The sequence below is a fragment of the Streptomyces sp. ALB3 genome, assembly GCF_044385685.1.
Taxonomy (GTDB): Bacteria; Actinomycetota; Actinomycetes; order Streptomycetales; family Streptomycetaceae; genus Streptomyces.
Genome location: NZ_JBISCE010000043.1, coordinates 1 through 16,682 on the forward strand (window position 1 = coordinate 1; position 16,682 = coordinate 16,682).

Genomic DNA, 16,682 nt, shown 5'->3' on the forward strand with positions numbered 1-16,682 from the left:
CTGGCGATTGGCGGCCGTCGTCATAACGGGCTGCTCCTCGTAGTGGGTCGAGGGTGGATGGCTGGCTCTGCGGCGGCCACGGGGCACACGAATGCCCGGGCGATCCGCAGTGCAGTCCGTCGGAGGCCCTCTCTCCCTCGGCCGGCCCGCTTCCGCGAACCGATCGACCGCCATCAGCAGCGACGTCTGGTACTCCCCCGAATCTACACCGAACGGCCCAGTGAGCCCCAGTCCGCCTGGGCGGCGGAGTGGGTCACGGGGCCGTTCGGGGCTGATGCCCGGCAGGTCAGTGGCCGGATCCCGCCGGTGTGCCGTCGGGGGTCGTGGGGCCGCCCGGAACCTTGCCCGGGTTGGTGCCGGCCGCGGCGGCCGCCTCGTTGTAGATGTCGGGCTCGAGGTAGATCACCCGGGCGATCGGGACTGCCTCACGGATCCGGTTCTCGGCGGCGTTGATCGCTTCGGCGACCTCGGCGGCGGACTCCTCGGCCCGCACCGCGATCTTGGCGGCGACCAGCAGTTCCTCCGGGCCGAGGTGCAGCGTGCGCATGTGGATGATGCGGGTGACGGTGTCGCCGTCGACCACCGAGGCCTGGATCTTCTCGACGTCCTCGACGCCGGCGGCCTCACCGAGCAGCAGCGACTTCGTCTCGGCGGCCAGGACGATCGCGATCACGATGAGCAGGACGCCGATGCACAGGGTGCCGATGCCGTCCCACACCCCGTTGCCCGTGCCCAGCGCCAGGCCGACGCCGCCGAGGGCCAGGATCAGGCCGACGAGCGCGCCGAGGTCCTCGAGGAGGACGACGGGGAGTTCGGGAGCCTTGGCGCGGCGGACGAACTGCGTCCAGGACAGCTTGCCGCGTGTCGCGTTGGACTCGGCGATGGCCGTGCGGAAGGAGAAGCTCTCGGCGATGATCGCGAAGACCAGCACCCCGACCGGCCAGTACCAGGCCTCGATCTCGTGCGGGTGCTTGATCTTCTCGTAGCCCTCGTAGATGGCGAACATGCCGCCGACCGAGAACAGCACGATGGACACGAGGAAGGCGTAGATGTAGCGCTCGCGCCCGTAGCCGAAGGGGTGCTGGGGTGTCGCCTCCCGCTTGGCCTTCTTGCCGCCGAGCAGGAGGAGTCCCTGGTTGCCGGAGTCCGCCAGCGAGTGGACGCTCTCCGCCAGCATCGACGACGAGCCACTGAAGAGGAACGCCACGAATTTGGCCACCGCGATCGCGAGGTTGGCGGCGAGTGCCGCCACGATCGCCTTGGTTCCGCCTGACGCGCTCATGGGTGCCTGGTGTCCCTTCCTCGGTGCTGCGGCACGGCGCCGCGTTACGGCCGGACATTGTTGCAGCCGCTGGTGCGGACCGTACGTCAGACCACCACGGTCGCGCGGAACAGCGTGCCCGTACCGGTGACTTCGACCGTTTCGTCCGCCGGTACGAACACGGATTCGCCGGGCGCGAGGTCGATCCGCCCCGCCTTCGGTGCTCCTGCCGTGCAGAGCAGGATCTGGGGGGTGGCGGCGGTCAGTTCGACGGAGGCGCCGCCGGGCGGAAGGACGAAGCGCGACAGCCGGAATTCGTCGACCGGCGTCTCGTACAGCTCCTCGCCGCTCGGCGCGGCCTCGGGGCGCAGGATGCGGGGCTCGGTGGCTTCGAAGCGGACGATGCGCAGCAGTTCGGGGACGTCGACGTGCTTGGGGGTCAGGCCGCAGCGCAGCACGTTGTCGGAGTTGGCCATGATCTCGACGCCCAGGCCGCCGAGATAGGCGTGCGGCACGCCGGCGCCGAGGAACATGGCCTCGCCGGGCTGGAGTCGTACGTGGTTCAGCAGCATGGCCGCGATGACGCCCGGGTCGCCGGGGTAGTGGTGGGCGATCTGGGCGTACGGAGCGTGGGCGCCGCCGAGCCGGGCCGCCGCCTCGGCCGCCTCGTCGACCGTCTTCGCCATCTCGTCGGGGTCGGCGGTGAGGATCGCCGTCAGGACCTCGCGCAGTGCCCCGTCCTCGGGGCGGGCGCGGAGCAGGTCCACGTAGGGCTTGAGGGAGTCGACGCCGAGGGCCGCCATCAGACCCGCGGCCTCGGCCGGCCTGCGGAAGCCGCACAGCCCGTCGAAGGGCGTGAGCGCGCAGATCAGTTCGGGCTTGTGGTTGGCGTCCTTGTAGGTGCGGTGCGGCGCGTCGACCGGGACGCCCCGGCGCTCCTCGTCCGCGTAGCCCTGCTGTGCCTGGGCGAGGTCGGGGTGGACCTGGAGGGACAGTGGTGCTCCGGCCGCGAGCAGTTTGAGCAGGAAGGGGAGCCGGGGGCCGAAGGCGCGGACGGCCGCGGCACCGAGTTCCCGCTCGGGGTCGGCGGCGATGAGGTCCGTGAGGGACTGCTCGCCCGTCGCGGCGTGCGCGGTGTCCGCACCGGTGGGGCGGGTCAGGCGGGAAGGAGCTCCCGGGTGGGCTCCCATCCACATCTCGGCCTGCGGTTCGCCGGTCGGGGCCGTGCCGAGCAGCTCGGGGATGGCCGTGGTCGACCCCCAGGCGTAGGGGCGCACGGTGTTGGAGAGCCGGTCCATGGAGATTCGTCCTCGTGGATGCGCGGGGGCGTGGTGCCCGGGGGAGGCCGGGTCGTCAGGCCCGGTTGTCGGAGGCCAGGGAGGCGTAGACGGCGGCGAAATCGGTGACCGCGAGGAGCTCGGCGAGGGCTTCGAGCTCGCTGCCCTCCTCCGGCTCCAGTTCGCTGATGGCGGTGTCGTGGCTCAGGGCGAGCTCGCGTGCGGCCGGGCTCGCGGTCAGGCCGCCGGCGGGCCGGTCGCGGAGCAGGACGACTCGGGCCCTCATGGCTTCGGGCTCGTCCACCCGGTCGCGGAAGAAGTCGTCGGGGTCGGCCCCGGCGGCGAAGGCTCCGGCGAGCAGTCCGCCGTGGAAGGGCAGCGCCTCGGGCAGTTCGGCCACGAGGGCGGGGCGGCCCGCCAGCTCTGCCAGGACGGCGGCGAACCGGCGTCCGACGGGGCCCGCGGCCTCGCCCTCGGTCCAGACGAGGGGCAGGCTGTCGGCGAGTTCCGCCGCGAGGGTCTTGGCCGGGTTGCTGTAGGTGGCGATGGCGGGCCCGCAGCGCTCGGCGGTGCGGTCCAGGCGGTCGGCGACCTTCTGCAGCGTGTCCGGGGGCGCGTCGATCAGGCCCACACGGTCCAGCAGGGCGAGCAGCGGGGTGAGCAGGGCCCAGAGCGTGCCGGGTCCCGCCGCCGAGGTCTCGGCGTCGTACTCGCCGTGCGGGGCGGCTGCCATGGGCACGACGAGTCCGTGCACGCCGTCGACGGCTTCCCTCAGCGGGGAACGGACGGGTGCGACGGCGACGACCGTGCAGCCGCGGCGGTAGGCCTGCTCGGCGAGCAGCGCGAGGCCCGGCTCCGAACCGTCGGCAGTGGCGATGAGTAGCAGGTCCACGGACCCCGCCCAGCCGGGCAGTGTCCAGCGCAGCGCTCCGGCGGCTGCCGCGACGCCGGTGGGGCGGATCGCGGTGACGGGCGCGGAGGCGCCCGCGAGGGCGCCGATCAGGTCCGCCACACCGGCTGCGGCGGTGCCGGGCCCCGCGACGAGGACGGCACGGGGCCGGCCTTCGGGAGCCAGGGCACCGATTCCCGCCTCGGCGGCGTGCCGGGCGGCGGTGCGGACGCGGGCTCCGGCCTCGGCGGCGCCGCGCAGCAGGCCCCGTCTGTCGGCTCGGGCCAGGGCTTCCGGTGCGTCGAGCAGCGACTCGTCGAGCATGGTGGTGGGCCTCCGATCACCGTGCTGATCAGGGTGCGGGTTACGCGGGGCGGCGGGCCTCGTCGACGAGAAGTACCGGGATGCCGTCGCGCACCGGGTAGGCGAGACCGCAGTCCGTGCCGGTGCAGACCAGCTCGGGGCTTTCGTCCGCGGACCGGTCGTCGAGCCCGGCGTGGCAGGCCGGGCAGGCGAGGATCTGCAGGAGTCCGGCTTCGAGCGGCATGGGGTGGGTCCCTTCGGGCATGCGGTGCGGATCCGGTCCGGACCCCGTTCGGGTCCCCGGAGCCTGGGGCGTGGTCAGCCTACCGCCGGGCCGAGGGGGTCGCGGCCCGGCAGGCCCCGCGCGACGGGGCATGCGTCGGGCGGCATGCTCCGTGGGCGCCTCGCCGTGCGGGTGGCCACGGGGCGTGTGCCCCGGTACGCGCCGGTCACGCGCGGACGAGGGCGAGTACCTCGTCGCGGACCGCCGTCATGGTCTTCTCGTCCCGCGCCTCGACGTTCAGCCGCAGCAGCGGCTCGGTGTTGGAGGCGCGGAGGTTGAACCACCAGTCCCCGCCGGTGACCGTGAGCCCGTCGAGCTCGTCGAACCGCACGTCGTCGCGGTCGTCGTACGCCGCCCTGATCGCCGCCAGCCGGCCCGCCTGGTCGGCGACGGTGGAGTTGATCTCGCCGGAGCCCGTGTAGCGGTCGTACCGGTCGAGGAGACCGGAGAGGGGGCCCTGCTGCCCGCCGAGCGCGGCGAGTACGTGGAGGGCGGCGAGCATGCCCGTGTCGGCGTTCCAGAAGTCACGGAAGTAGTAGTGCGCGGAGTGCTCGCCGCCGAAGATCGCGCCGTGCTCCGCCATCTCGGCCTTGATGAAGGAGTGGCCGACACGGGTGCGGACGGGGGTTCCGCCGTTCTCGCGTACGACCTCGGGGACCGACCAGGAGGTGATCAGGTTGTGGATGACGGTGCCCTCGCCCCCGTTGCGGGCCAGCTCTCGTGCGGCGACCAGGGCCGTGATCGCGGACGGGGACACGCCTTCGCCGCGTTCGTCGACGACGAAGCAGCGGTCCGCGTCGCCGTCGAAGGCCAGGCCGAGGTCGGCACCCTCGGCGAGGACCCGGGCCTGGAGGTCGACGATGTTCTTCGGGTCGAGGGGGTTGGCCTCGTGGTGGGGGAAGGTGCCGTCGAGCTCGAAGTACATGGGTACGAGGTCGAGGGGGAGGCCGGCGAGGACGGTGGGGACGGTGTGCCCGCCCATGCCGTTGCCCGCGTCCACGACGACCTTGAGCGGCCGGATCCCGGAGAGGTCCACGAGGCCCAGCAGGTGCGCGGCGTAGTCGGTGAGGGTGTCGCGCTCGGTCACCGTGCCCGGGACGGTGACGGTCGTGGCGGGCAGGCCGTGGTCCGACCACTGTTCGACCAGTGTGCGGATCTCGGTCAGGCCGGTGTCCTGGCCGACGGGGGCCGCCCCGGCGCGGCACAGCTTGATGCCGTTGTACCGGGCGGGGTTGTGCGAGGCCGTGAACATCGCTCCGGGCAGGTCCAGCGCCCCGGACGCGTAGTAGAGCTGGTCGGTCGAGCAGAGCCCGATGAGGGTGACGTCGGCGCCGCGGGCGGTGGCGCCGCGGGCGAAGGCGGCGGCCAGACCGGGCGAGGACGGCCGCATGTCGTGGCCGATCACGATGGCGTCCGCGTCGGTGACCTGGACGAAGGCTGCGCCGAACAGTTCGGCGAGCGGCTCGTCCCACTGGTCGGGCACGACTCCGCGCACGTCGTACGCCTTCACGAGCTGCGACAGGTCAGCAACCACGGCCGGTCCTCCTGGGATCTTTACGGACCGCCCAAACTACCCGGCGCCCCCGGGCCTCCCGTCAGGGGAGCATCCAGCCCGGTACCGCGGTGCTCCGGGCCGGCACGACCAGCACATCACCGGCAGCAGGCCGAGGCTCTACTGGACCGGACAGGTTCATGACGTTGGCGAGGGCGAGTACGGACCACGGTGAGGACGGCGTACCGCAGTTCGCGCACGGTGGCCGCCCGCTCCCGGGCGGCGGTACCGGCCCGCACGCCGAGCACGACGGCGGTGACCGGTCCCGCGAGCAGGACGAGGGCTCCGCCGGTGCCGACGAGCGGGAGGGTGAACACGTCGGCCCGTCACCAGGGGCAGGGAGGCGACGTGAGCGGACAGGACGAGCGAATCGGCCACGGGTCCGAGTTGCTGGACGAACACACAGACCTCCCCGGATCCCGTGGCGCGGAAGTGATCTCTCACGGGTGGGGGAATGGTCATGTCCGCGACAAGTCACCGTCGACGCTCCGTACCGGAGAACTTCTTCCGGACGACGGAGGGACGACGGGGTCCGGCTGAGGGGACCGACGGTGCGGGGGGTCAGGAGTCCGGGGAGCGCAGCACCCGGAGATGCCCCCGGCGCGCGACCTCGACCGGGTCCGCCGATCGCGGTCCCCTGCCGCCCTGCGGCCGGTCCTGGGGCCGGGCCGCCTCACGCACCGCGTTGGCGAGCGCTTCGAGATCGTCACCACTGGGACGGGTGGGGACCGACGGGTCGGAGAGCCGGACGACTTCCCAGCCGCGCGGCGCGGTGAGCCGCTCACCGTGCTCGGCGCACAGGTCGTAGCAATGGGGCTCGGCATAGGTGGCGAGCGGGCCGAGGACCGCGGTCGAGTCGGCATAGACGTACGTCAGTGTCGCGACGGCGGGACGGCCGCACGCGGTTCGCGAACAGCGACGTACAGGGCTCACGATGTTGGACGGTACCGCACTCTTGAGCGGGCTGCGACGACTCTCCCTCAGCTCACCCGCTCGTGTCGTCCCGGGGACCGGACCCGTCAGGGCTCCGGCGCGACCTCTCCGACCTGCGCGGGAGCCGGAACGCGCGGGTGCGGCCGGGGCGGCTCCCGGCCGCCGGGGGGAACACAAGCCGTCGTTCGACGGCTGGTCCGTGATCGCGGCAAGGTCCAAAACCGCCCCCGACCGTGGCCGGAATGCTCATCCTGAGACATCCGGCGGGCCTCCGGAGAAGCCGTGATCGCCCCGGCCCGAGGAGGGTTACGCTGCGTCGGTGATGGACAGTTCCGTGCCTCCCCTCCCGTCCGACCCACGGCCCCGCCGCCGCGACCGCCATGGCCGCGGGATGCGGGGACCGCTCGCGCCGCCCCAGGTACCGCTGTCCGTCAGCAGGGCCGAGAGCTTCCGCGATCTCGTCCAGGATTCGGTGGAGCGGCTGGAGCGGCGCTGGCCGCAGCTGGCGGACGTCGACTTCCTGGTCCTCGACGTGCCGGGTTCGCTGGAGGAGACCGTGCCGCTGGGGCGCGCGCTGTCCGCCGCGAAGGGGCAGCCCGCGCAGATCGTCATCTACCGGCGGCCCGTCGAGATCCGCACCAAGAGCCGCGACGAGCGCGCCCTGCTGGTGCACGAGGTCGTGGTGGAGCAGGTCGCGGAGCTGCTGGGGCTCTCGCCCGAGTCGGTCGACCCGCGCTACGGACAGGACTGAGCCCGCCCGGACGGGGCCTCAGTCGTCCAGGACGGACAGGTCCTGCTCCACGGCGGGCACCTCCACCGTGCCCCCGTCGTCGGGCAGCGTCTGCACCGTGAACATGCCGACCCCGCCCTCCGCGATCGTGAGCGTGCGGGCGGCGTGCACCGGGCCGCCCGACTCGGTCTCCACGGTCAGGGCGTAGCCGCCCTTGAGACCGGGCGGAGTTTCGGGCGTGACCTCGGTCGTCGTGCCGCCCTTGACCGTGTACGTCTTGACGGTCGCCTCGCCGCCCTCGCTGCCCGCCGATGCCGTGACCTTCACCTCGGCGGTTCCGCCGGGGGCGGTCAGGGAGAGCACGGAGCCCTTCGCCCGGTTGTCGGCGACGCTCGCCCGTTCGCCGACGGGACCGGTCGCCGGGATGAAGGCGACCTCCTGCTTGGCCCCGGTGCCGCGCACCACGCGCAGCGCGGCGACCACCGGGGTCGTCCCGCCGTCGGCGGGGGACAGCCTGAGCGAACCGGGCTCCCCCCTGGTGACGTCCTTGAGGTCGACACTCGTGGTCATCTGCGACTTGATGTGCAGGGTGGCGTTCCCGGCCGGCGCCAGCGGCCCGTTGCTGCCCAGGAGCTGGATCTTCACATCGGCGTCGTCCTCCCCGGGGGCGAAGGCCACCAGGCGTACGGACGTGGCGTCGGCGGGGATCCCGGGCAGGACCTGGGTGCCCGCCGGGTCGGCGGAGGCGGCCAGCCAGTCACTGCCCACCTTGTCCTCGGCAGCGCTCACGACAGCGCCGACACGGCCGGTCCTCGTGGTGACGTGCACCGTCACGTTCTCGGCGGCCTCGCCGGTCAGGGTCGAGATCAGCATCGGGACGCTCGACCTCGCGGGCACGGTGACGCCCTCCCCCACGGCGGACTCGAGAGGGCCCTCGGCGCCGTACAGCTCGATGTCGGCGACGGCGGCGGTGTCGTCGGGGTTGGTCAGGTGGACGTAGTCCTGGCGGGTCGCTCCGGTGCTCGCGCCGGGGAACCAGAAGTCCGTGTCAGGGGCGGTGCAGCTGACGCCGAGCAGGCCCCGGGCTCCGCCCGCGGCGGCCGTGGTGGTCTGCTGGGCGGTCCATCCGGGCGCGAGCCTGCCGGTGGCCGTGCCGACCAGAGCGGGTGCGTCGGACCTGGAGGTCTCGGCGGTGGCCGGCTCGCCCAGCTCCTTGAGGGAGACGACGGGCTTGCCGTCCGGTGCCTTCTCCTTCTCCGCGTCGTCCTTCTGCTCGTCCGCGTCCTTGTCCGCGTCGTCCTTCTCCTCGTCCGCCGGCGCGTCCTCGTCCGCGGGCAGGGGCTCGGCCGGCTTCAGCTCGGCGGCACCGGCCGCTCCGCCGCCCTTGCCGGCCGGGGTGAAGGACGTGTACGTCGTCTCCGCCAGGTCGGACGTGCTCGGCTCCGGGCAGAGCAGGCTGGTGCGCTCTACGGGAAGCCGGGCAGCGGCCTTCGCCTGGACCGGGGCCTCCTCGCCGGGCCCGGTGAGCGCGGCCAGACCGGTGACGGCGGCAAGGGCGACGACGCCCGCGATGAGGGACATGGGGGTGGACTTCACTCGGACTCGCCTCGCGATGCGTTGCCGTTGCCGTTGGTCGGCCACGGGTCCTGGCCCGGGGCCGTGTTCTCGTCGTGCCCTTCACTCCCGTCGTAGGGGGCGGCCTCGCCGCTCCCCGTGGCGTGGGGCTGCTGCTGGGCGTAGCCGTACGGGTCGTAGGCGCCCTGCTGCTGGTAGGGGTCCTGCTGTTGGTAGGGATCGGTCTGGTAGTACTGGCCGGCGTCCTGTCCGCCCTGGTACTGGCCGTAGTCGGCGCCCTGGTACTGCTGCTGCGCCTCCCACTCCCCGTAGTGCTGCTGCGGCACCGCCGCGTAGGTGCCGGTGCCGTCCTGGTCCTGCGGGACCGCCGCGTAGGTGCCGGTGCCGTCCTGGTCGCCCGGGGCCGCCGCGTACGGATCGGTGCTCTGCTGCGCCGGGATGTACTCCCCCGGTACCTGCTCCGGAAGGCCGGCAGGCGCCTCGCCGTACCCGTTCGCCGCGCCGTCCTGCGCGAGAGCGGCCTCGTCGCCCGCCGGCGCCGCGTCCGCCTGGGCGGCCGCGCGCAGCCTGCGGGCCCGGCGTCCCTCCCCGGCGACCGGCTCGGGCGCGACGGCCTCGGTCTCCTCGGGCAGGTCGTCGTCGATCTCCCGGCGGCGGCCCGGCAGGGCCATCACCACCAGGACGAGGCCGAGCGCCACCTGTGCCCAGACCCAGGCGGTGTGCGCGAGGGGCTCGTCGTACGTCAGGTCGAGCCTGCCACCCCCGGCGGGGAGCTCGAAGCCCTGGGCCCAGCCGTCCACGGTCTTCGGGGTGAGCGCGCGCCCGTCCAGCGTGGCCCGCCAGCCCGGGTCCGCCGCGTCGGCGATCCGCAGCACCCGGCCGGAGTCGCCCTCGGGGATCTCGGTGTGCGCCTCGACGGGCATCGACCCGACGGGGACGGGTTCGACGTCGGTGCCGCTGCCGCTGCCGCTGTCGCTGCCGGAGGGGATGATGGCGAGCCGGGAGACCTGGCGGTCGACCCGCCACAGAGCGCTGCCGTCCAGCTGGCTGAGCCTGCTCAGGCCCGGGGTCGAGTCCAGCACCCGGCTCATCTGCCGGGGCGCGCCGTCGCGTACGAGGACGTAGCGGATCGCGAAGCCGCTGAGCTGGCTGCCCTGGTCCGCGCCGGAACCCGCCACCAGGTTGGCGACGACCTTGTCGAGATGGGTGTTGCCGCCGCCGGCCTCGGTGAGCTCGGCGTCGCCCAGACGGGCGCCCGAACCTCGGACCAGGCTGTAGGACACGGCGGCCGGTGACGTCCCGCCGAGCACCAGGGTGCGCGCCTGGTCCCGCGTGCTGCTCTCCTCCGCCACGAAGGCGGGCACCTGCACGGGGTCGCGGCGCTCCACCGGGCCGGCCGCACCGCCGATCATCCAGCCGGCCGCGGCCAGGACCGGGGCGAGCCCGGCGGCCAGGGCGATCAGCGCGGCGACCGGCTGGCGCCAGCCGAAGCTCAGCGCGGCGACGCGGATCCGGGCGCCGTCCGCCCCGAGCAGCGCGGCGGTGAGCAGGGCGATGCCGTAGACGAGCGTGGCGGGCCCCGCCCAGGTGGAGCCGTTGGAGATCCCGGCGAACGCCAGGGAGACGAGCACGACCACCCAGGCGGTGCGGATCGCGAACCGGCGCTCCCCGCGCAGCAGGGCGGCGAGTGCCGCCAGCACGATGCCCAGCAGCAGGACGCCGCCCGCCGCCTTGGGGCCGCCGGGGCTCATGCCGAGCAGGTCGAGTGCGGACGCCGTGCCCGTGCCGATGTCGAGTCCCGCCTCCCGGAGGAAGCCGGACGGGCTGGTCAGCAGGGACAGCGACCAGGGCGCGAGGATCAGGACGGGGGTGCCGGCCGTGGCCAGGAAGCGCAGGCCGTAGGCGGTGATGTCGTTGCGGCGCAGGATCAGCACGCCGACGCCGAGGACCACCGCGAGTGGCCAGACGATCGGCGTGAAGGCCGTCGTGAAGGTGAGCAGCAGGGTGTACGCCCAGGTGGCGCGCCAGCTGCCGCGTGCGGTGGAGCCGTCACCTCGCAGCCCGTGGGCGGCGACGGCCGCGCGGGCGATCAGCGGGAGCAGGACGGCCAGGACGGCTGTGCCGAGACGCCCGGTGGCCAGCGCTCCGGTGGCGGCGGGCAGGAAGGCGTACGCGACGCTCGCCCAGGCCCGCAGGAGCCGGGACTCGAGCAGCGGCCGGGAGGCGAAGTACGCGGTGAGGCCGGCGAGCGGGACCGAGCAGACGAGCAGCAGGGTGAGCGCGAAGCCCGTGGAGCCGAGGAACAGCGCCGACAGGGCGGCGAGCATGCCGAGGTAGGGCGGGGCGGTCTGGGTCCCGCCGGTACCGACGGGGTGCCAGCCGTCCGCGTAGCGCCCCCAGAGGTCGGAGACGTCGGCGGGGGCGGGCAGCAGTGCGCCGCCGGCGAGGGATCCGCCGCCGAGGAGTCCCCGGCATGCCACCAGCGAGACGAGGAGGAGGAGCGCGAAGAGCACGGGGCCGGGCTTGCGGCCGACCTTCTTGAGCCGCGCGAACTGCTCGATCTCGAGGAAGTCGGCGTCGTCTCCGCCGGGTCCGGATTCGACGGCGCCGTGCCGTGAACCGCCGGAGTCGGAGTCGGTGCGGCTGCCGAAGTTGCCGGCGACCTGTTCGACGGTCGCCCGGACCGTGGCACCCGCCGGCGGGAAGAGGGACCGCAACTCGGCCGCGTCCACCGTCGCCCTGCCGCGCGCGCGGCGGGCGGCGAGGATCCGTCCGGGGCGCAGCAGGGTGCCGAGGAGCCCGGCGACCTCGTCGAGTGCCTGTCCGGGGACCTTGCCGACGAGGTAGGCGAGCGTGCGCAGCAGGGTTCCGACGACGAGGCGGAGCAGGGCCCACGGCAGCTGCTTGCCCCGGGCGTTGACGAGCATGGTGTACACCGCGCCCGCCTTGTCGACGCGGTGGGGGCTGGCGACGGAGCGCCCGGCGCAGTCGATGGGGCGGCGTTCCCTCGCGGATGCCTCGGCGTGGCGCAGGACGGCGTCGGGGGCGACGAGCACCCGGTGACCGGCCATGTGCGCGCGCCAGCAGAGGTCGACGTCGTCGCGCATCAGGGGGAGCCTGCGGTCGAAGCCGCCGAGCTCCTCCCAGACGTCTCGGCGCACGAGCATGCCGGCGGAGGACACGGAGAGCACCGTGCGGACCTGGTCGTGCTGCCCCTGGTCCTGCTCGCGGCGGTCCAGCCCGGTCCAGCGGCGCCCGCTGTTGGCGATGGAGACGCCGACCTCGAGGAGTTGCTTGCGGTCGTACCAGCCCCGCAGCTTGGGGCCGACGATGGCGGCGTGCTTGTCGTTGTCGACGACGCGGAGCATCTCCGCGAGCGCGTCCGGCTCGGGGGCGCTGTCGTCGTGCAGCAGCCAGAGCCACTGGACGGGCTCCCCGTGCGGAAGGTCCGGCAGGTCGTACGCGTCGTCGCGCCAGGTGCGGGTGACCGGGTCCCAGCCGCTGGGGCGCTTCAGGTACGGCAGGTCGTCCGGGGTGAGGACGCCGGCGGTGCGGGTCGCCTCCTCCACGGCGGTGCCGAAGCTCGTACGCCGTGCCAGATGGAGGACGCGCTCGCCGCCGAGCGCCTCGGTGACCAGGCGGGCGGAGTCGTCGGCGCTGCCGGTGTCCGCGGCGACGACGTTCTGTACGGGGCGCTCCTGCCCGAGCAGTCCGCCGAGCACGCGGGGCAGCCAGCGTGCGCCGTCGTGCGAGACGAGCACGGCGGTGACGACGTGCCGGGGGAACTCTGGGGCGGCGGCGGCCGCGTTCGGCGCCGCCGAGTGGCTGTGCACGGACATCGGGGTACGGGCCCTCCGGCCGGGTCCGGAGGGGGTCCCCCCGGGGGCTGCATCGGTGTACACGCGCGCCGCGGCGGGGCGTTGGCGCGTCTCTCGGACGGGGCCCCACACTAACGGTACGGATGTCCGCCCCGCGCCGAACGGTTGACCGGCGGGAACGCGGGACGGCCGGACATGCCGGAGATGGCCGGACATGCCGATGGCCTGGGGGCCGCACCCTGCGCGCAGGGTGCGGCCCCCAGGCCATCGCGGTAGCGGCGCGCGGAGCGCTGCGTCAGATGGCCGCCTTCTTCAGGCGTCGCCGCTCACGCTCGGAGAGGCCGCCCCAGATCCCGAACCGTTCGTCGTTGTTGAGGGCGTACTCAAGGCATTCGGAGCGGACCTCGCAGGCGAGACAGACCTTCTTGGCCTCGCGGGTGGAGCCGCCCTTCTCAGGAAAGAAGGACTCGGGGTCGGTCTGGGCGCACAGCGCGCGCTCCTGCCAGCCGAGCTCCTCGTCCGCGTCCTCGACCAGCAGTTGCTGGAACAGCTCGGTCATGTGCGCCCCTCGTCTGTCTCTTGCGTCCCCGTGATGCGGCCGTTACCGGTGCGGCCGAACGACACGAGTGAAATTACAAGTGTGTAGCTTCGGGCCAGTCAAGCGAAGATCTGCTATTGGCCCCGGTATTCACTCTGCGGAACCAAGCGTATGCAGAAAGTGTGCAAATCACCAAAAACCTGACATATGCCATCGGCGCCACCCGGCGCCGTTTCTCACCGAGTGAGACGGCCGGGGCCGTCTCGATGTTTCGATCCGATCACCGAAGCGACCAAGATCACAGTAGGGTCACAGCGCATCAACCGCGTTTACGGACACGGTTGATGCGCCACCTTGCCGGTCCGGCGGGTGCCAAAACCTTTCTCCACCCTCGGCAACCGGATGGGGTGAAACATTGCCGCCAAATCGGGCAATGAGTTGACAGGTGGCGGATCCAGCCGGTCTCCTTGACTCCATGCCAGCGACCACAGCGATGTACACGACCCACGTCCGTGGGTTCCGTACCGCTGTCCAGGCCCGCTGTTGCTGTTCCAGCTGTCACAGCTGTTGAAGCCCTGGCGCTCCAGCTCTGATCCAGCTTCGCCCCACCGCGTTCCGGTCTCCGCGACACCCCCCGCACGCGCATCCGATGCCGAGGAACCACCACACCCATGAACAGCGACAGCGACCTCTCGATCGCCGGCGACCTCCTCGAGGTCCAGCACCTCCTGCGGCCGGCCAGCCCCCACCCCTCCACCGTGGCCGGGTTCGCCGGACTCGCCCGCTCCATCGCCGCCGACCGCGCCCGGTGGGCTCCGCTCGTCCGGTACGACGCCACCACCCGCTGGTACCACCGGCTGCAGACGGGGCCCGGATACGAGGTGTGGCTGCTCAGCTGGGTCCCGGGCCAGGGCAGCGGCCACCACGACCACGGCCCCTCATCCGGGGTGCTCACGGTCCTGCGGGGCGAACTGACCGAACACACGGCGCGCGGGGCGCAGGCCCTGGGCTCCGGCGCGCAACGCGTCTTCGCTCCCGGATACGTCCACGAGGTCACCAACGACTCCCTCGAACCCGCCGTCAGCCTGCACGTCTACTTCCCCGGCCTGACCGACATGCCGATGCGTTCGGCGCGGTGCGCTCCGGCCGCCGAGGACGTCGTACCGGCCTGACGGGCTGCCGCGCCCCGCCCCGCCCCGGGGAGCCCGCCACCACCGTCGCCCTGACAGACTGTCGGGCATGCGCATTGTGGTTCTGGCCGGCGGCATCGGTGGTGCCCGTTTCCTGCGCGGCCTCAAACAGGCCGCGCCCGACGCGGACATCACGGTGATCGGCAACACCGGCGACGACATCCATCTGTTCGGGCTGAAGGTCTGCCCCGACCTCGACACCGTGATGTACACCCTCGGCGGGGGCATCGACGAGGAACAGGGCTGGGGGCGTACCGACGAGAGTTTCCGGGTCAAGGACGAGCTCGCGGCGTACGGGGTGGGACCCGAGTGGTTCGGCCTCGGCGACCGTGACTTCGCGACCCACATCGTCCGTACGCAGATGCTCGGCGCCGGCTATCCGCTGAGCGCGGTGACCGAGGCTCTGTGTGCGCGGTGGAAGCCGGGGGTCCGTCTGATCCCGATGTCCGACGACCGTGTCGAGACGCATGTGGCGGTGGACGTCGACGGCGAGAGCAAGGCCGTCCACTTCCAGGAGTACTGGGTGAAGCTGCGTGCCTCCGTGCCCGCGCAGGCCGTGGTGCCGGTGGGCGCGGAGCAGGCCGAGCCCGCGCCGGGCGTGCTGGAGGCCATCGCCGGGTCCGACGTCATCCTCTTCCCGCCGTCGAACCCCGTGGTGTCGGTGGGCACGATCCTCGCCGTCCCCGGGATCCGGGAGGCCATCGCCGAGGCGGGGGTTCCCGTGGTCGGGCTCTCCCCCATCGTCGGCGACGCGCCCGTGCGGGGCATGGCCGACAAGGTGCTGGCCGCTGTGGGTGTCGAGTCCACCGCGGCGGCCGTCGCCCGGCACTACGGATCGGGGCTGCTCGACGGGTGGCTCGTCGACAGCGTGGACGCCGGAGTGGTCGACGAGGTCGAGGCGGCGGGGATCCGCTGCCGTGCCGTCCCGCTGATGATGACGGACGTCGACGCGACCGCCGAGATGGCCCGCCAGGCTCTGGCGCTGGCCGAGGAGGTACGGGCGTGAGCGGGACGCCGGCCGGCGGTGCGCCCTCGTACCGGGTGTGGGCCCTCCCCGGGATGCCGGAGGTGCGGGAGGGGGACGACCTCGCGAAACTGATCGCCGCCACCGAGCCCGGCCTGGTGGACGGTGACGTCCTGCTGGTCACCTCGAAGATCGTCTCCAAGGCGGAGGGCCGGATCGTCGAGGCGGTGGACCGGGAGGCGGCGATCGACGCCGAGACCGTCCGGGTGGTCGCCCGGCGCGGGACGCTCAGGATCGTGGAGAACCGGCAGGGGCTCGTCATGGCCGCTGCCGGGGTCGACGCCTCGAACACCCCGGCCGGGACGGTGCTGCTGCTGCCCGAGGACCCGGACGCCTCGGCGCGGCTGATCCGGGACGGTCTGCGGGACGCGCTCGGCGTCGAGGTCGGGGTCGTCGTCACGGACACCTTCGGGCGCCCCTGGCGCAACGGCCTCACGGACGTGGCGATCGGCGCCGCGGGGGTCAGGGTGCTCGACGACCTGCGGGGTGGCACCGACGGGTACGGCAATCCGCTGAGCGCCACGGTCGTGGCCACCGCCGACGAGCTGGCCTCCGCCGGTGACCTGGTGAAGGGCAAGGCGTCCGGGCTGCCGGTCGCGGTGGTGCGCGGACTGCCGCACGTGGTGGCGGCCCCCGGCACGCGCGAGGAGGGCGCCCGGGCGATGGTGCGGGTCGCGGCCGACGACATGTTCCGGCTGGGTACGTCCGAGGCGGTGCGGGAAGCACTGAACCTGCGGCGCACGGTGCGGGAGTTCACCGACGAGCCGGTCGACCCCGGTGCCGTACGGCGGGCGGTGGCGGCGGCGGTGACCGCGCCCGCTCCCCACCACACCACGCCGTGGCGGTTCGTCCTGCTGGAGTCGGAGCAGTCGCGTCACCGCCTGCTGGACGCCATGCGGGAGGCGTGGATCGCCGATCTGCGGCGGGACGGGCGCAGCGAGGAGTCGGTGGCCAAGCGGGTGCGGCGGGGCGACGTCCTGCGCAACGCGCCGTACCTGGCGGTGCCGTGTCTCGTGATGGACGGCTCGCACACCTACGGGGACGAGCGCCGGGACACCGCCGAGCGCGAGATGTTCGTCGTCGCGGCCGGCGCGGGCGTGCAGAACTTCCTGGTGGCACTCGCGGGTGAGCGGCTCGGCTCGGCGTGGGTGTCCTCGACGATGTTCTGCCGGTCCGTGGTGCGCGAGGTGCTGGACCTGCCGGACTCCTGGGATCCGCTGGGCGCGGTCGCCGTGGGCCATCCCAAGGGGACACCGCCGGTCCGGGCGGCCCGGGACGCCGGGGCCTACATCACCGTGCGCTGAGGCGT

Annotated in this window: 13 protein-coding genes and 1 pseudogene; 4 read left to right on the forward strand and 10 right to left on the reverse strand. The window is 73.2% G+C overall.

What is annotated here, in order from left to right; genetic code table 11:
• Positions 1 to 286 precede the first annotated feature (286 nt).
• The 7 genes and pseudogenes from ACHFIV_RS28360 to ACHFIV_RS28390 form a co-directional block, all read right to left on the reverse strand.
• The gene (locus ACHFIV_RS28360; RefSeq protein WP_398974865.1) at positions 287 to 1,282 is read right to left on the reverse strand and encodes a cation diffusion facilitator family transporter; all 996 of its coding nucleotides are present in this window, start codon (positions 1,280 to 1,282) and stop codon (positions 287 to 289) included.
• An 86-nt stretch (positions 1,283 to 1,368) separates the two neighbouring features.
• Positions 1,369 to 2,559: a mannose-6-phosphate isomerase, class I gene (gene manA, locus ACHFIV_RS28365; protein WP_398974868.1), complete on the reverse strand. Its 1,191-nt coding sequence runs from the start codon at positions 2,557 to 2,559 to the stop codon at positions 1,369 to 1,371.
• Positions 2,560 to 2,614: 55 nt separating this feature from the next.
• A complete protein-coding gene (locus tag ACHFIV_RS28370) occupies positions 2,615 to 3,751 on the reverse strand; it encodes an SIS domain-containing protein (RefSeq protein ID WP_398974871.1) in 1,137 nt (378 codons plus the stop codon).
• 40 nt (positions 3,752 to 3,791) lie between these two features.
• Positions 3,792 to 3,974: a Trm112 family protein gene (locus ACHFIV_RS28375; protein WP_398974873.1), complete on the reverse strand. Its 183-nt coding sequence runs from the start codon at positions 3,972 to 3,974 to the stop codon at positions 3,792 to 3,794.
• A 205-nt stretch (positions 3,975 to 4,179) separates the two neighbouring features.
• A complete protein-coding gene (locus ACHFIV_RS28380; RefSeq protein ID WP_398974875.1) occupies positions 4,180 to 5,547 on the reverse strand; it encodes a phosphomannomutase/phosphoglucomutase in 1,368 nt (455 codons plus the stop codon).
• Between the two features lie 145 nt (positions 5,548 to 5,692).
• Positions 5,693 to 5,885: pseudogene (locus ACHFIV_RS28385) on the reverse strand (L-lactate permease); the annotation flags it as partial.
• A gap of 241 nt (positions 5,886 to 6,126) precedes the next feature.
• Entirely contained in the window at positions 6,127 to 6,498 is a 372-nt protein-coding gene (locus ACHFIV_RS28390) for a DUF3499 domain-containing protein (RefSeq protein WP_398974877.1), read from the reverse strand.
• 322 nt (positions 6,499 to 6,820) lie between these two features.
• On the opposite strand from ACHFIV_RS28390, the gene ACHFIV_RS28395 reads away from it, so the two are divergent.
• Positions 6,821 to 7,249 (forward strand): metallopeptidase family protein, encoded by a 429-nt coding sequence (locus ACHFIV_RS28395; RefSeq protein WP_398974953.1) that lies wholly within the window; start codon positions 6,821 to 6,823, stop codon positions 7,247 to 7,249.
• 18 nt (positions 7,250 to 7,267) lie between these two features.
• Here the strand turns inward: ACHFIV_RS28395 and ACHFIV_RS28400 are convergent, their stop codons facing one another.
• The 3 genes from ACHFIV_RS28400 to ACHFIV_RS28410 all read right to left on the reverse strand — a co-directional run bounded on the left by ACHFIV_RS28400 (position 7,268) and on the right by ACHFIV_RS28410 (position 13,180).
• Complete coding sequence (locus ACHFIV_RS28400; protein WP_398974879.1) at positions 7,268 to 8,824, reverse strand: DUF5719 family protein; 1,557 nt, start codon at positions 8,822 to 8,824, stop codon at positions 7,268 to 7,270.
• Positions 8,821 to 12,642: a glycosyltransferase gene (locus ACHFIV_RS28405; RefSeq protein WP_398974882.1), complete on the reverse strand. Its 3,822-nt coding sequence runs from the start codon at positions 12,640 to 12,642 to the stop codon at positions 8,821 to 8,823. Before ACHFIV_RS28405 ends, ACHFIV_RS28400 begins: the two co-directional genes overlap by 4 nt.
• Before the next feature lie 274 nt (positions 12,643 to 12,916).
• Positions 12,917 to 13,180: a WhiB family transcriptional regulator gene (locus ACHFIV_RS28410; RefSeq protein WP_031093859.1), complete on the reverse strand. Its 264-nt coding sequence runs from the start codon at positions 13,178 to 13,180 to the stop codon at positions 12,917 to 12,919.
• A gap of 650 nt (positions 13,181 to 13,830) precedes the next feature.
• Between ACHFIV_RS28410 and ACHFIV_RS28415 the strand changes: the two genes are divergently transcribed.
• The 3 genes from ACHFIV_RS28415 (at position 13,831) to ACHFIV_RS28425 (ending at position 16,677) form a co-directional block, all read left to right on the forward strand.
• Positions 13,831 to 14,331 carry a cysteine dioxygenase gene (locus ACHFIV_RS28415; RefSeq protein WP_398974885.1) on the forward strand — a complete coding sequence of 167 codons (501 nt, stop codon included), beginning with the start codon at positions 13,831 to 13,833 and terminating at the stop codon, positions 14,329 to 14,331.
• Positions 14,332 to 14,398: 67 nt separating this feature from the next.
• Positions 14,399 to 15,355: a 2-phospho-L-lactate transferase gene (gene cofD / locus ACHFIV_RS28420; protein WP_398974886.1), complete on the forward strand. Its 957-nt coding sequence runs from the start codon at positions 14,399 to 14,401 to the stop codon at positions 15,353 to 15,355.
• Positions 15,352 to 16,677, forward strand: a complete 1,326-nt coding sequence (locus tag ACHFIV_RS28425; RefSeq protein ID WP_398974888.1) for a coenzyme F420-0:L-glutamate ligase — start codon at positions 15,352 to 15,354, stop codon at positions 16,675 to 16,677. The genes cofD and ACHFIV_RS28425 overlap by 4 nt, the downstream gene beginning before the upstream one ends.
• Positions 16,678 to 16,682 lie beyond the last annotated feature (5 nt).